Below are 14,365 nucleotides of genomic sequence, written 5' to 3' on the forward strand. Positions count from 1 at the left end.
GCATGGCTGGCGCGCAGGAGAAATCATGCCCGTTCTGAAAACCAATGACGGCACAGAGATTTACTACAAGGATTGGGGCTCCGGCCAGCCGATCGTGTTCAGCCATGGCTGGCCGCTGTCAGCCGATGATTGGGATGCGCAGATGCTGTTCTTCCTCAATCACGGCTTTCGCGTCATCGCCCACGATCGCCGCGGCCATGGCCGCTCGGCGCAGGTCGCCGACGGCCACGACATGGACCACTATGCCGACGATCTCGCGGCACTGACCGCACATCTCGATCTCAACAGCGCGATCCATGTCGGCCATTCGACCGGCGGCGGTGAGGTCGTGCACTACCTCGCGCGCCATGGCGAGAGCCGCGCGGCCAAGGCTGCGATCATCGCCGCGGTGCCGCCGCTGATGGTGCAGACCGCGGCGAATCCGGGCGGACTGCCGAAATCCGTGTTCGACGACTTCCAGACCCAGGTCGCCACGCGCCGCGCGGAATTCTATCGCGACGTCGCCGCTGGGCCGTTCTACGGCTACAACAAGCCTGGCGCCAAGCCGTCCGAGGCCGTGATCCAGAACTGGTGGCGCCAGGGCATGATGGGCAGCGCCAAGGCGCATTACGACGGCGTCGTCGCCTTCTCGCAGACCGACTTCACCGAGGATCTCAAGACGATCACCTTGCCGGTGCTGGTCATGCACAGCGAGGACGACCAGATCGTGCCCTACGCGGATTCCGCGCCGCTGTCGGCCAGGCTGCTGAAGAACGGCGTGCTGAAGACCTACAAGGGCTTTCCGCACGGCATGCCGACCACGGAAGCCGAGACCATCAACGCCGATCTGCTGTCCTTCATCAAGAGCTGATCAGGGGAGGCTTGCATGACCTGGGGAATTCCGACGGCCCTGTTTCTTCAGATCCACGTGGTGCTGAGCCTGATTGGAATCGCGACCGGGCTCGTGACGCTCGCCGGCATGCTGGCAGGCCGCCATCTGGCGGCCTGGGCGGCGCTGTTCCTGGTGACGACCTTCCTCACCGGCGTGACCGGCTTTCCGCTGCCGCCGTTCGGTCTCGACCCGCCGCGCATGATCGGCATCATCCTGCTCGCGCTGCTGATTGCGGCCAGCGCCGCTCTCTATGCGTTCGGGCTGTCGGGATGGTGGCGACGGGTCTATGTCGTCACCGCGCTGCTCTCGCTCTATCTCAACGTCTTCGTCGCGATCGTGCAGTCGTTCCAGAAGATCGGCGTGCTCAATGCGCTGGCGCCGACGCAGAGCGAGCCGCCGTTCGCGGCAGCTCAGCTCGTCACGCTCGCTCTGTTCATTGCTTTCGGTGTCTTCTCGTGGCGGCGTTTCGCACCCACCGCGCTGGCGCCGCGAGCTTCGCTCACCTGATCCGTTCGGTCTTTCAAGGAGAACCTCGTGTCCAAGCTCGAAATGCTGACCCCGCAGAACTGCGCCGTGGCGCTGATCGACTATCAGCCCGCGATGTATCAGGGCGTGCAGTCGCATGATCGCCTCGGCGTGTTCAACAACATCCAGATCGTCGCCAAGGCGGCCAAGCTGTTCAAGATTCCGACGGTGCTCACCACGGTCGCCAAGGACTCGTTCTCCGGTCCCTTCATGCCGGAAGTGACCGAGCTGTTTCCGGAGCACGACATCGTCGACCGCACGGCGATGAACTCCTGGCTCGATGCCGGCTTCCGCAAGCAGGTCGCCGCCACCGGCCGCAAGAAGTTCATCATCGCGGGACTCTGGACCGAGGCCTGTGTGCTGTTCCCGACGCTCGACATGCTGCGCGAAGGCTATGAGATCTATATCCCGGCCGATGCCTGCGGCGACCTGTCGCTCGAAGCGCACAACCGGGCGATGGATCGCGCGGTGCAGGCCGGCGCGGTGCCGATCACCTCGTGCCAGTTCGCCTTCGAGCTGCAGCAGGACTGGGCACGGGCCGAGACCTATGACGGCATGATGGAGATCCTGAAGGCGCATTCGCCCTACGGCATCCAGATCCGCTTCTCGAAATGGGCGCTCGGCGAGCACGCCTCGGAAGGCGGCGCAAAGTAGCCCTGGGACGAACGATGAAGATCTATCTGTTCTCGCTCGGGGCAGGGCTTTTGGTCGGCGTGATCTACAGCCTGCTTCAGGTCCGCTCGCCGGCGCCGCCATTGGTGGCGCTGGTCGGCCTGCTCGGCATTCTCGTCGGAGAGCAGGTGATCCCCGTGGGCAGGCAGCTCCTGAACGGCACCACGCTTGCTGCCGCGTGGCAGAAGGCGGCCTGCGCCACGCACATCTTCGGCCTGCTGCCCGGCCATCACGGACGGGCAGACACAACCATCGCTCCGGCGCGGGACGAGAAGACCTCATGACCGATCATCCCGACCTCATCCTGCATCGCGGCCTGTTCACGACGCTCGATCGCTCCAATCCCGCGGCGAGCGCGGTCGCGATCAAGGACGGCGTGTTCACCGCGGTCGGCCACGAGCAGGACGTGATGAAGCTCGCCGGCCCCAGGACGAAGGTCATCGATCTCAAGGGCCGTCGCGTGCTGCCTGGCCTGATCGACAATCACCTGCACATCATCCGCGGCGGACTCAACTTCAACATGGAGCTGCGCTGGGACGGTGTGCGCTCGCTCGCGGACGCGATGGCGATGCTCAAGGCCCAGGTCGCCATCACGCCGCCGCCGCAATGGGTGCGCGTGGTCGGCGGCTTCACCGAGCATCAGTTCGCCGAGAAGCGGCTGCCGACCATCGACGAACTCAACGCCGTCGCGCCCGACACCCCGGTGTTCCTGCTGCATCTCTATGATCGTGCGATTCTCAACGGCGCCGCGCTGCGCGCCGTCGGCTACGACAAGCACACGCCGCAACCGCCCGGCGGCGAGATCGCGCGTGATGCCGAGGGCAATCCGACCGGTCTGCTGCTCGCCAAGCCGAACGCCGCCATACTCTATGCGACGCTCGCCAAGGGACCGAAACTGCCGTTTGACTATCAGCTCAATTCCACCCGGCACTTCATGCGCGAATTGAACCGCCTCGGCGTCACGGGCGCGATCGACGCGGGCGGCGGCTTCCAGAACTATCCGGACGACTATGCCGTGATCCAGAAGCTGGCCGATGACGGCCAGCTCACGATCCGGCTCGCCTACAATCTGTTCACGCAGAAGCCAAAGGGCGAGAAGGACGATTTCCTGCGCTGGACGCAAAGCTCGACCTACAAGCAGGGCAACGACTATTTCCGCCACAACGGCGCCGGCGAGATGCTGGTGTTCTCGGCCGCCGATTTCGAGGATTTTCGCGTACCGCGGCCGGACATGCCGGCCGAGATGGAAGGCGAGCTCGAAGAGGTGGTGCGCATTCTCGTCCAGAACAAATGGCCGTGGCGGCTGCACGCCACCTATGACGAGACCATCTCGCGCGCGCTCGACGTGTTCGAGAAGGTCAACCAGGATACGCCGCTCGAGGGTCTCAACTGGTTCTTCGATCATGCCGAAACGATCTCGGACCAGTCGATCGACCGCATCGCCGCGCTCGGCGGCGGCATCGCCGTGCAGCACCGCATGGCCTATCAGGGCGAGTACTTCGTCGAGCGCTACGGCTTTGGCGCGGCCGAGGCGACGCCGCCGGTGAAGAAGATCCTCGACAAGGGCGTCAAGGTCTCCGCCGGCACCGATGCGACGCGCGTTGCCTCCTACAATCCCTGGGTCTCGCTGTCCTGGCTGGTCACCGGCCGCACCGTCGGCGGCCTGCGGCTGTATCCCCAGCGCAACTGCCTCGATCGCGAGACCGCTTTGCGGATGTGGACCGAGAACGTCACCTGGTTCTCCAATGAAGAGGGCCGCAAGGGCCGCATCGAGGTCGGCCAGTTCGCCGATCTGATTGTGCCGGACCGCGACTTCTTCTCGTGTCCCGAGGCCGAGATCGCCGACATCACCAGCGATCTCACCATGGTCGGCGGCCGCGTCGTCTATGCGGCGTCAGATTTCAAGATGCTGGACGACTCCGCGCCGCCGCCGGCGATGCCGGACTGGTCGCCGGTGCGCCGCTTCGGCGGTTACGGCGCGTGGCTCGCGAAGGATGAGACCGGCGCGGTGCGTGCCCAGGCGATGCAGATGTGCGGCTGCGCCAATGCCTGCGGCGTCCACGGCCACGACCATGCACGGTCCTGGTCGAGCCAGTTGCCGATCGCCGACCTCAAGAGCTTCTGGGGCGCGCTCGGCTGCGCCTGCTGGGCGGTGTGATGGCCGTGATCCCGGACACGCCGCGGCCGGTCGCAGCGGTGCTCGCCTGGCCGTGGCTCTGGCCCGCGGCGCGGCTCGCGCTCGTCTCGGCCTATGTGATCGGCGGCGTCCAGAAGCTGATGGATTTTCCCGGTGCCGTCGCCGAGCAGGCCCATTTCGGCCTGCAGCCGGCGGCGCTGTGGGCGGTCGCTGCAATCGCCGTCGAGCTGATCGGCTCGCTGCTCGTCGTGGTCAACCGCTTCGCCTGGCTCGGCGCCGGTGCGCTCGGCGTGCTCACCTTCGTCGCCATGCTCACCGCCAACGACTTCTGGCACATGGAGGGCCATGACCGCTTCATGGCGCTCAATTCCTTCTTCGAGCATCTCGGCCTGATCGCCGGTCTCGTGCTCGTCTCCATCATGTCCTGGCGCGCGCGCCGCGCCTGATCCGGTCTCCATTTGTCTGAGGTTGTCATGATCCGCTCCCGTCATCTGCTCGGCGTACTCGTTGCCACCGCCTTGTTCGGCGCTCCCGCATTCGCCAAGGACACCGCGCGGCTCGTGGGCGTCGGCGCGCAATACGACACGACGCATGTCTATGTCGCGCCCGACGACGTCGAGAAGTTCGTCACGAGCTTCCTCGCCACCTTCGGCGGCCAGAGCACCAAGCAGGTCGTCGCGACGGTGACGCCGACGCCGAGCAGCACGACCTCGCAGCTGCTGCAGACGCCGGTCGGCACGGTGTCGCTGTTCGGCTTCAAGACTCCGATCCCGTATCCGTTCGGCGCAGAGCGCACCGGCTATCTGGTCACCGATCTGGATGCGGCGATCAAGGCGGCCAACGCCGCGGGCGCCGACGTCGTCGTTGCGCCGTTTCCTGATCCGATCGGCCGTGATGCCGTGATCCAATGGCCGGGCGGCGTCAACATGCAGCTCTACTGGCACACGGCCAAGCCGTCCTACGCCGCGTTCGAGAAGGTTCCGGAGAACCGCGTCTATGTCTCGGCCGATCGCGCCGAGGCGTTTACCCGCGCCTTCCTGCGGTTCTCAAAGGGCAAGGTGATCTCCGACGAGGCCAAGGCGCCGGGCGTCGAGATCGGCCGGCCCAACGACCGCTACCGGCGCATCCGCATCGAGTCGGTGTTCGGCCGCATGACCGTGCTCGTCACCGATGGCCATCTGCCATATCCGTTCGGCCGCGAGATGACCGGCTATGAGGTCGCCGACCTCAAGGCCACGCTCGACAAGGCCAAGGCTTCGGGCGCGACCGTGCTGGTCGAGCCGTTCACGGCGGACAAGCGCGAGCAGGCGCTGGTGCAGTTTCCCGGCGGCTATGTCGCGGAGATACATGCGCTGGTAAAGTAGCCCGATGGGGGACGGTGGTGCGGATCATTCAGGCATTGGCGATGACGGCGGCGGCCGTCGCATTGGTCGCTGCGTCCTGCGGCGCTGGCGCTGCCGAGGATGCTCCCGGGCGTCCCACGATCCGCACCTTCCGTTGGCAGGAGGACTGGTCGGTGCTGGCCGATCCGGCGCTGCGCACCGCGCCGTTCGATCCGATCAAGTACGTCCCGCTGCAAGCGGGTGTGCCGCAGAGCTATGTCTCGTTCGGCATGACCCTGCGTGAGCGCTTCGAGCGCCTCGATGCCGCGAGCTTCGGCATCGGCGGGGCGAAGCCGGATCAGCACGTGTTGCAGCGGCTGCAGATCCATGCTGACGCGCATCTCAACGAGCACTGGCAGCTGTTCGTCCAGCTCGAGGACGACCGCGCCTTCGGCAAGGCCAACATCACGTCGGTCGACCAGAACCCGCTCGATCTCCGGCTCGCCTTCCTCGCTTATGTCAATGCGACGGAGAAGGGCACGTTCAAGGCACGGGTCGGGCGGCAGGATTTCGACTTCGACCTGCAGCGCTTCGTCTCTTCGCGCGACGGGCCGAACGTGCGCCAGTCCTTCGACGCGCTGTGGGCCGACTGGGAGAGCGGCCCGTGGCGCTTCATCGGCTTCGTCAGCCAGCCGGTGCAATACAAGCTGGTGCGCCCGTTCGACGACACGTCGAACGGATCGTTCCTCTTCCACACCTTCCGCGTCGAGCGCCAGGTGTTCGGCACCAACGAGCTGTCGTCGTATTATTCCTACTATCAGCGTGACGATGCGCGCTTCCTCGATGCCGCAGGCCTCGAGCAGCGCCACGTGCTGGACATCCGCTTCGCCGGCAAGCTCGCCGGCTTCGACTGGGATCTCGAGGCGATGGGGCAGGCGGGTTCGGTCGGGGCGACGCAGATCCGCGCCTGGGGCGCCGGCGCGCGCGCCGGCTACACCTTCGCCGACGTCGCCTGGCAGCCGCGCATCGGCCTTCAGCTCGACGGCGCCTCCGGCGACCGCCATCCCGGTGACGGCAAGATCGAGACCTTCAATCCGCTGTTCCCGAACGGCTACTACTTCACGCTGGCCGGCTTCACCGGCTACACCAACCTGATTCACCTCAAACCGTCGCTGACGGTGAAGCCCATGACAGATCTCTCATTCATGGCCGCGATCGGCCTGCAATGGCGCGCGACCAATGCGGACGCGATCTACGTCCAGCCCAATGTCGCGGTCGCCGGCACCGCGGGGCAGGGCAGCTCGTGGTCCGGCGCCTATGCGCAGCTGCGCGCCGACTATCGCTTCAACGCCAACCTCACAGGCGCGTTGGAAGCCGTGCACTATGAGATCGGCGACACGCTGCGCCGCGCCGGCGGCCACGACAGCAACTACATCGGCATCGAGCTGAAATACGCGCTCTGAACAACGAAAGCAGGACCACATGTCGCAATTCGAGTCCCGCAACGTGGTGCCGCTGCTGCTCAGCGTCAATGCCGGCTATGTCGACACTGCCGGCTTCCTGGCGCTGCAGGGCCTGTTCACCGCGCACGTCACCGGCAACTTCGTGACGTTCGGTGCGGCGCTGGCATTGGGCACCTCGGGCGCGACCGCCAAGCTGCTGGCGCTCCCGGTATTCTGCTTGGTCGTGATCGCGACGCGGCTGGCCGGCACGTTGCTGTCGCGGCGGTGGTCGCGCGCGTTCGAGGTCCTGATCGGCGTCAAGCTGGTGCTGCTCGTCCTTGGCGCCGTGCTCGCCATCCATTTCGGCCCGTTCCATGACGGCGACAGCCGCGAGGCGATCATCACCGGCATGGTGCTGGTCGCGGCGATGGCGATCCAGAACGCCGTGCACCGGATCCATCTGCCGAGCTCGCCGCCGTCGACCCTGATGACCGGCACGACCACGCAGGTGATGATCGACCTCGCCGACAGGATCTATGTCGGCGACAAGGGGCAAGCGCCGCCGCCGGCGCGGCTGATGCAGATGGCGATCAACGTGCTCGCCTTTGCGCTCGGCTGCGGCGCCGCGGCGCTGCTGTTCATGCGCCGGGGAGGCTGGTGCTTCGTCGTGCCGCCGGTCATCGCCGCGCTGGCGCTCGGCGTGCGCCTCGCCGGGCCCGAGCCGGCGCGCTGAGGACGCCGTCAGGTGCCGGTGCCGAGTGCCGGCTGGACGTTCGGCGCAGGCGCCGTCGGCGGCAGCCGCGGCAGCGACGGCGCAACCTGGGTGTCGCCGTCGCAGTGGACAGCGTAGAGCAGTCCGAGCGGGTTGCCGTGCTCGCGGAGAAATTCCCGGCGCAGGCTGAGGAACGTCTCTCCCAGCGGCACGCCGTCGAGAAAGCTTTCGAAGAAGCGCTTCGCCCAGGCCGTGGCGAAGATCGCCGGGGTCTTGCATTCCGTTCCAACCACGCCGCGCGCGCCCTTGGCCATGAAATACGGCACGAAGCCGTCGTAGAACGCCGGCGACAATTCGGCCGACTCGCAGGCGTTGATGAAGACGAGGGGGTTGCCGGGAAGCAGCTTGCTGGTCGGGGCGTCCAGGCTGAGCTCGCCCAGCGTGATGCCGGCATCGGTCAGCACCAGGCTGGAGCTGTCGGGACCGCCGGGGTCGTCGAGGCCGGTCGCCCGGGCGTGACAATAGAGGTAGAGGATCTGGTCGTTGGTGGTCTCGTCGGCCAGCGCCTTGACCAGCTCCTTGCTGGTCGTGCGCGAGACGATGTGGACGTTGCGGCGCGCCGCCTTTTCCGCAAGCCAGAACCGCTGCTGCTGGGCGACGAGGTCGGCGCCCATCTGCCGGTCGATGTTGTCGTTGACGTTCAGGCTGATGCTGAGCTCGGGCTTGTCGCTCGGGATCAGGCAGTCGGAGATGCGCGGCGTGTTCTGCATCGGGATCTGCTCGATCACGTGGCGCATGCCGATGAAATTGTCCCAGTCGAGCTGTGCGCCGGCCGAGGCATCGCCGACATAGAGCAGGCCCCACGGCACCGTGGTCGCCTCCGCCACGATCTGCAGCTTCAGCCGCCTGGAGCGGTCGCTGGTCAGCTTGCGCAGGAAGTCGCCGATGTCCTTGGAATCCTGCGCCGCGGCGGGCCCGAAGAACAGCTTCTGGAACAGCGCCGATCCCGCCCGCGCCATGATCTTCAGGGCGGCGTCGCGGTCGGCATCGGCGATGTCGATCCCGCTCTGGAAGACGAAGCTGCCGGCCGCGTTCTGATGGGTCACGACCTTCATGAGCTCCTGGCGCACGATCTCGATCGATTTGGCCAGGTAGTCCGGCAGCAACGGCAGCCGGGCGCGGACCGTGACGGGCTTCCAGACGAGACAGTCGTAGCCGCCCGCGATCGGCATGATCGACAGGCCGACATCGCGCGGATTGAGCACGCTGGCGGAGGAGTAGGGCCGGCCATGCGCGCCCTCGACGCGGGGCGAGGGCGCCGCGCCGACATCGATGACGAGGTCCATCTGCTGGACGAAATTGCCGTCCTTGTGGACCGTCGCCCGCAGCGCCGACGGGCCGAACTTCTTCGGCGACAGATCGAACCGCGCCTTGTTGCGCGACTTGCCGGTGCGCGGCAGGCGCAGCGGGCGGCTCTTGTCGGAGAGCTCGAAATCGTCGCTGTCGAGCTGGATGGTCAAAGTGACGTCGGAGGTTCCTTCCGGGAACAACTGCTCGTCGGCGAGCGGCACCGACGAGACGCCGCGCTGCTGGATGTCGACGTCGAAGGCGAACGTGTACCACTGGCCCGGCTTCAACGGCGCATCGAGATCCTCGAAGCCGGCATTGATCCAGCGCTGCTCGCCGGGCGGATAGGCTTTGCGGTTGTCGAGCGGGGGCGGCTGCGGAACGGTCGGCGGCGCCACCCATTGCGGATATGGCAACTGAACCTGCTGCTGCTCTTCCTGCTGCCGTTGCTGCTGCTGATGCTGACTCTGCTCCCGCTGCTGCTGCTCGCGTTGCTGCCGCTGGCCCGGCTCGACCTGCTGCTGCTGTTCCTGCCGCTGAACCTGTTGCACCTGCTCCGAAGTCCGCTCGAACGTCCGCGGCCGCCAGAGTTGCTGATCGTATCGCTGTTGATCGAAGTGGCGGATGTCGTCGCTGAGCAGCCCGCCGCCGATGCTGCCGGGTTGCGGCCTGACGGCCGCGGGCGCGGCCAGGATCGCGGCCCAGAAGGCGTGAGCCACTTCGGGGTGGGCGATGTCGCTGTGGGCGCCGGCCGCGCCGCCGCCGTTCCGGATGATCCGGCTCGCCTCGATGTTGTAGACCCGGCCGCTGCCGAAACCGTAGCTGAAGCCGACATCCTGGATCGGCATGTCGACGGTCGCCACAGGCTGGGTGCCGCGGACGCCGAAGCTGCCGATGGCGCCGTACAGCGGATAGTCGGTATCGAGCAGATATTGCTGCTTCAGCCGCGCTCCGAGCGGGTAGAACCATCCGTTCGCCCGGTCGTAGCTCGAGCGGGTGGTCACGAAGGCGCCGCGCACGAGCCCCTTCAGCAGCGTGCGCCGGAAATAGCCCTGCGCTGGCGCGGCCTGCGGAATGCTCTCGGCATAGCACCACAGCGACAGTGCACCCTGGACCAGGAACATCGTCTCGACCGGACGCGGCAGCGCGCGGCCGTCGGGTGTGCCGGCGACGGCCGCCGACACGACGATGCAGCCGAAGCTGTGGCCCATCAGGTGAACCCGGGCCGCCGGCGCCGCCTGCTGCAGCTTGACGAGGACATCATGGGCGCCGGCCTCGCCGAACTGGCGCGCGCGATCCTTCATCTTCCAGAACGACAGGATGCGGAGCGGCGCCAGCAGCGCCTCGCGCAGGTCGTCGCCGAGGCCGAGCGTGCCTGCGGTCGCATCGGCCGGCCCGCTCCGTGCCTCGCTCACGATCACGGTCGGATCGAACCGGTCCTGCTCGGCGCCAGGGCGTCCGCTTACATCGCCCATCGCAAGGCCGGACGCAGCGAACAGCCTGAGATAGGCATCGCGCATCGAGTCCGGCAACGTGGCCGCCGGCGCAATGCGCGCCTGCTCGAGGATCGAGCGAATGTCGGCGCGCGCCGCCGGCGTGTCGGCGATGCGTGCCGCATAGCGCTCCACCTCCGCCTCGAGCGATGCCGCCGGCGTGTCGGCGGACAGTAACCCGCCGCCGCCCGACGGCAGCGTCTCGTCTCCGAACGGCAGGCTCGGCCAGTGCAGTCCGATGATGACGGGGGCAAAGCCGGGATGCTGCTGCGCGGCGGCGAGCCGATCCGCATCGAGCCCCGCCATGGCGGCGAGCCAGCGGTCATACTGCTCGATCGCCGCAGGGACGTCGCCCATCCAGCCATGGCTCAGCAGGATGATATCGCTGACCGCCGCGCCCAGCGCATGGAGGCGGTTCACCACCATCTCGCTCGCGAGCGAACCGTCGCCCTCTCGCCGCTCCTGCCCCGTCGCATCGAAGGCGATGAGCACATATTGCAGGTCTGAGCCTGGCACCTGACGGACGGGCATGCGTGCCTCGCAATAGGATCACGTCGGCATCTTCCGCGGTAGTCGGTTGCCGACCCTAACAATTTCTTATTATGCGTGTGTTGTATTTAGCCGCGTTGATCGAGTCAACGCGATGACGTGAGACTGCAACCGCGGCTGCCTCACGCAGTTGACCTTGCTCACGGCGGTTCGCGGTGGAGGCGCAGGGGAACGCGCGTCGGCGACCTCCAATGACGAAAAGTTTAGCCGGCCGCATCGCGGTGCGCCATTGCGTCCCACATGCATCGCGCCCAACTGTAGAAACGAAACGGTTCCGTTCTTTTCAAGGAGACGTGATGACACAGCAAGCTCTGTCATCGGCTGAGGTTCCATCTGCGGCCAACGACGATCCGGTGGTCTCCGCGCGCGATCGTGCCGTGCGGCAATGGCGCGGGGATGCCTCTGGCGACACTCCGCAGCAGATCGAGGCCAAGGCGCCGGCTGCGGAGCCCGGTCCGTCGCCGACGGAGCACGGGCAGCGCCAGGAGGGGGCCCGGAGGAGCCTGATCCGGCGGCATCCGCTTGGGGCAGCGCTGGGTCTCGTGCTGCTGCTCGCCGTCGGCGCCGGCGGCTACGTCTACTACGATGCGGCCGGTCACTATGAGACCACCGACGATGCCTTCATCGCGGCCCGCCAGTTCTCCATTGCGCCGAAAGTCTCCGGCTACATCACCGCCGTCCCCGTCACCGACAACCAGCACGTCAAGGCCGGCGACGTGATCGCGCGCATCGACGATCGCGACTACAAGACCGCGCTGGCCCAGGCCGATGCGCAGGTGAAGTCGGCCCAGGCGGCGATCCGCAACATCGAGGCGCAGATCGAGGTGCAGCAGGCGCAGATCACCGCGGGCCAGGCCCAGGTCGAGCAGGCCCAGGCCGGGCTGACCTTCGCCGAGCAGCAGGCCAAGCGCTATCAGGACCTCGCCCGCACCGGCTCGGGCACGGTGCAGAGCGAGCAGCAATACACATCGCAGCTCCAGCAGCAGAAGGCGGCGCTGACCTCGGCGCAGGCCAATCTGCAGGTGGCGCAGCGGCAATTGGAGTCCTTGAAGGCGCAGCGCGAGAGCGCCGACGCCAATCTCGCGCAGGCGCAGGCGCAGCGCGACCAGGCGCAGCTCAATCTGTCCTACACGACCGTGACCGCGGCGCAGCCCGGCCGCGTTGTCAATCTCAGCGCCGCCGACGGCCAGTTCGCGGCACAAGGCACGGCGCTTTCGATGTTCGTGCCCGATGACGTCTGGGTGACCGCCAATTTCAAGGAAACCCAGCTCGACGAGATGCGTCCAGGCCAGCCCGTGACCCTGGAGATCGACGCCTATCCGGAGCGCGAGATCCGCGGCCATGTCGCCAGCGTGCAGTCCGGCTCGGGCCCGGCCTTCTCGCTGCTGCCGCCGCAGAATGCGACCGGCAACTACGTCAAGATCGTGCAGCGCGTGCCGGTCAAGATCGACATGGATGATCCGCCGACGGACGTCGCGCTCGGTCCCGGCATGTCGGTGGTGCCGACCGTGCGTGTCGATCCCAGGCCGTCGCTCTATGAGCGGCTGAAGGCCGTGCTGTGAGAGAGGTCCGCCATGCGTGAGGCTGCCGCTCTCTCCGCGCCGCGCGCCGGCAGTCCGTGGATCATCGCGGTGCTGGTCGCGCTCGCGACCTTCATGGAGGTGCTGGACACCACCATCGCCAACGTCGCGCTGCCCTATATCGCCGGCGGCATGGGTGTCAGCCAGGACGAATCCTCCTGGGTGGTGACGACCTATCTCGTCTCCAACGCGATCATCCTGACGGCGTCGAGCTATCTCGCCAAGCGCCTGGGACGCAAGACCTTCTTCATCATGTGCCTCGGCCTGTTCACCTTGAGCTCGGTGCTGTGCGGCTTCGCCTGGAATCTGCAGGTGCTGCTGCTGTTCCGGATCATGCAGGGCCTGGGCGGCGGCGGCATGGTGCCGGTCGCGCAATCGATCCTCGCCGACTCCTTCCCGCCGGAAAAGCGCGGCCAGGCCTTCGCGCTGTTCGGCGTCGCCGTCGTGGTCGCGCCCGTCGTCGGCCCGACGCTCGGCGGCTATCTCTCCGACAACGTCTCCTGGCACTGGTGCTTCCTGATCAACGGCCCCGTCGGCGTCGCCGCGATGCTGCTGATCGGGCTGATCCTCAAGGAGCCTGAAGCTGTCACTGAAGAGCGGCGCAAGCAGGCGCACGGCTTCGACGTCGTCGGCTTCGTGCTGGTCGCGACCTTCCTCGGCGCGCTCGAACTGATGCTCGACCGCGGCCTCGAGGACGACTGGTTCGACTCGCGCTTCATACTGGTCACCGCCGCCGTCTGCGTTGCCGCCTTCATCGCCATGATCCCGTGGGAGATGAACCAGAAAAACCCGACGGTCGACGTCCGCATGCTGGCGTCGCGCCAGTTCGGCGCCAGCTTCCTGGTGATGCTGGCGACCGGCGCGATCCTGCTCGGCACCACGCAGATGCTGCCGCAGATGGTGCAGCAGGATTTCGGCTACACCGCGACCTGGGCGGGCCTCGTGTTGTCGCCCGGCGGCCTCGTCACCATGGCGATGATGTTCGTGGTCGGACGGCTCTCGGGCAAGGTGCAGCCGAAATACATGATCATGACGGGCGCCGCGGTCGTCGCCTTCGCGATGTATGACCTCACCCGGGTCTATGCCAATGTGGACTTCTGGTTCTTCGCCGAATCCCGCATGCTGATCGGAATCGGCCTGCCGCTGATCTTCCTGTCGATCACGACCGCGTCCTACAACGGCATTCCGCCCGAGAGGACCGACCAGGCCTCGGCGCTGATCAACGCCGCGCGCAACACCGGCGGGTCGATCGGGGTGTCGCTCGCCGCCAACATCCTGGCGCATCGCGCGCAGTTCCACCAGAGCCGGCTGGTCGAGAATGCCATACCGTCCAATCCGGCCTATCAGGACACGTTGCACCAGGTGACGAACTACTTCACCGCCCATGGCAGCTCGCTGGTCCAGGCGCAGCAGCAGGCGCTCGCCTGGATCGGCCAGACCGTTCAGATGCAGGCGTCGCTGCTCGCCTATGTCGACGTCTACTGGGCGCTGATGCTGATCTCGCTGTCGGCGATTCCGCTGGCGCTGACGCTCCGCAAGGTCAAGCTCGGCGGCGGCCCGGCGATGGCGCATTGAGGAAGCACGGTTGTTCGGCTGTCGTTCCGGGGCGATGCGCAAGCATCGAACTATGGTGCGCAGTTGCGCACCCGAGAATCCCGAGATTCCGGGTTCAGCCCTGGCGGGCTGCCCCGGAATGACGGTCAGGAACATCAGGG

The 14,365-nt window shown here is 66.7% G+C and carries 12 protein-coding genes; 11 read left to right on the forward strand and 1 reads right to left on the reverse strand.

Annotation, left to right across the window (positions count from 1 at the left end; genetic code table 11):
• The first annotated feature begins 25 nt into the window (after positions 1-25).
• The 9 genes from QW845_RS31075 to QW845_RS31115 are packed head-to-tail and all read left to right on the forward strand — an operon-like array spanning position 26 to position 7,702.
• On the forward strand, positions 26-850 hold the full coding sequence (locus QW845_RS31075; protein ID WP_315805327.1) for an alpha/beta hydrolase: 825 nt from the start codon (positions 26-28) through the stop codon (positions 848-850).
• A 15-nt stretch (positions 851-865) separates the two neighbouring features.
• A complete protein-coding gene (locus QW845_RS31080; RefSeq protein ID WP_315805328.1) occupies positions 866-1,378 on the forward strand; it encodes a hypothetical protein in 513 nt (170 codons plus the stop codon).
• Positions 1,379-1,405: 27 nt separating this feature from the next.
• Positions 1,406-2,050 (forward strand): hydrolase, encoded by a 645-nt coding sequence (locus QW845_RS31085; RefSeq protein ID WP_315712755.1) that lies wholly within the window; start codon positions 1,406-1,408, stop codon positions 2,048-2,050.
• A 14-nt stretch (positions 2,051-2,064) separates the two neighbouring features.
• On the forward strand, positions 2,065-2,352 hold the full coding sequence (locus QW845_RS31090) for a XapX domain-containing protein (protein ID WP_315805329.1): 288 nt from the start codon (positions 2,065-2,067) through the stop codon (positions 2,350-2,352).
• Positions 2,349-4,226: an amidohydrolase gene (locus tag QW845_RS31095; protein ID WP_315805330.1), complete on the forward strand. Its 1,878-nt coding sequence runs from the start codon at positions 2,349-2,351 to the stop codon at positions 4,224-4,226. The genes QW845_RS31090 and QW845_RS31095 overlap by 4 nt, the downstream gene beginning before the upstream one ends.
• Complete coding sequence (locus QW845_RS31100; RefSeq protein ID WP_315805331.1) at positions 4,226-4,651, forward strand: DoxX family protein; 426 nt, start codon at positions 4,226-4,228, stop codon at positions 4,649-4,651. Before QW845_RS31095 ends, QW845_RS31100 begins: the two co-directional genes overlap by 1 nt.
• 27 nt (positions 4,652-4,678) lie before the next feature.
• Positions 4,679-5,569, forward strand: coding sequence for a glyoxalase (locus QW845_RS31105; protein ID WP_315805332.1), 891 nt, complete (start codon positions 4,679-4,681; stop codon positions 5,567-5,569).
• Between the two features lie 41 nt (positions 5,570-5,610).
• The gene (locus QW845_RS31110) at positions 5,611-6,990 is read left to right on the forward strand and encodes an alginate export family protein (protein WP_315805364.1); all 1,380 of its coding nucleotides are present in this window, start codon (positions 5,611-5,613) and stop codon (positions 6,988-6,990) included.
• Between the two features lie 19 nt (positions 6,991-7,009).
• Positions 7,010-7,702 (forward strand): YoaK family protein, encoded by a 693-nt coding sequence (locus QW845_RS31115; RefSeq protein ID WP_315805333.1) that lies wholly within the window; start codon positions 7,010-7,012, stop codon positions 7,700-7,702.
• Positions 7,703-7,710: 8 nt separating this feature from the next.
• Here QW845_RS31115 and QW845_RS31120 read toward each other — a convergent pair whose 3' ends face one another.
• Positions 7,711-11,052, reverse strand: a complete 3,342-nt coding sequence (locus QW845_RS31120) for a CHAT domain-containing protein (protein WP_315805334.1) — start codon at positions 11,050-11,052, stop codon at positions 7,711-7,713.
• A gap of 314 nt (positions 11,053-11,366) precedes the next feature.
• Here QW845_RS31120 and QW845_RS31125 point away from each other — a divergent pair, with 314 nt between their 5' ends.
• Together QW845_RS31125 and QW845_RS31130 are read left to right on the forward strand one after the other, a co-directional pair.
• Entirely contained in the window at positions 11,367-12,632 is a 1,266-nt protein-coding gene (locus QW845_RS31125; protein WP_315805335.1) for an HlyD family secretion protein, read from the forward strand.
• A 12-nt stretch (positions 12,633-12,644) separates the two neighbouring features.
• Complete coding sequence (locus QW845_RS31130) at positions 12,645-14,225, forward strand: DHA2 family efflux MFS transporter permease subunit (RefSeq protein WP_315805336.1); 1,581 nt, start codon at positions 12,645-12,647, stop codon at positions 14,223-14,225.
• Positions 14,226-14,365 lie beyond the last annotated feature (140 nt).

This window comes from Bradyrhizobium sp. SZCCHNS3002 (assembly GCF_032377435.1).
Taxonomy (GTDB): domain Bacteria; phylum Pseudomonadota; class Alphaproteobacteria; order Rhizobiales; family Xanthobacteraceae; genus Bradyrhizobium.

Excerpts from the sequence above, each read along its gene's own strand:
- QW845_RS31095 (WP_315805330.1), top strand. The coding sequence starts at position 2,349 with ATGACCGATCATCCCGACCTCATCCTGCATCGCGGCCTGTTCACGACG.
- QW845_RS31125 (WP_315805335.1), top strand. The coding sequence starts at position 11,367 with ATGACACAGCAAGCTCTGTCATCGGCTGAGGTTCCATCTGCGGCCAAC.
- QW845_RS31100 (WP_315805331.1), top strand. The coding sequence starts at position 4,226 with ATGGCCGTGATCCCGGACACGCCGCGGCCGGTCGCAGCGGTGCTCGCC.
- QW845_RS31075 (WP_315805327.1), top strand. The coding sequence starts at position 26 with ATGCCCGTTCTGAAAACCAATGACGGCACAGAGATTTACTACAAGGAT.
- QW845_RS31120 (WP_315805334.1), bottom strand. The coding sequence starts at position 11,052 with ATGCCCGTCCGTCAGGTGCCAGGCTCAGACCTGCAATATGTGCTCATC.
- QW845_RS31105 (WP_315805332.1), top strand. The coding sequence starts at position 4,679 with ATGATCCGCTCCCGTCATCTGCTCGGCGTACTCGTTGCCACCGCCTTG.
- QW845_RS31080 (WP_315805328.1), top strand. The coding sequence starts at position 866 with ATGACCTGGGGAATTCCGACGGCCCTGTTTCTTCAGATCCACGTGGTG.
- QW845_RS31130 (WP_315805336.1), top strand. The coding sequence starts at position 12,645 with ATGCGTGAGGCTGCCGCTCTCTCCGCGCCGCGCGCCGGCAGTCCGTGG.
- QW845_RS31115 (WP_315805333.1), top strand. The coding sequence starts at position 7,010 with ATGTCGCAATTCGAGTCCCGCAACGTGGTGCCGCTGCTGCTCAGCGTC.
- QW845_RS31110 (WP_315805364.1), top strand. The coding sequence starts at position 5,611 with ATGACGGCGGCGGCCGTCGCATTGGTCGCTGCGTCCTGCGGCGCTGGC.
- QW845_RS31090 (WP_315805329.1), top strand. The coding sequence starts at position 2,065 with ATGAAGATCTATCTGTTCTCGCTCGGGGCAGGGCTTTTGGTCGGCGTG.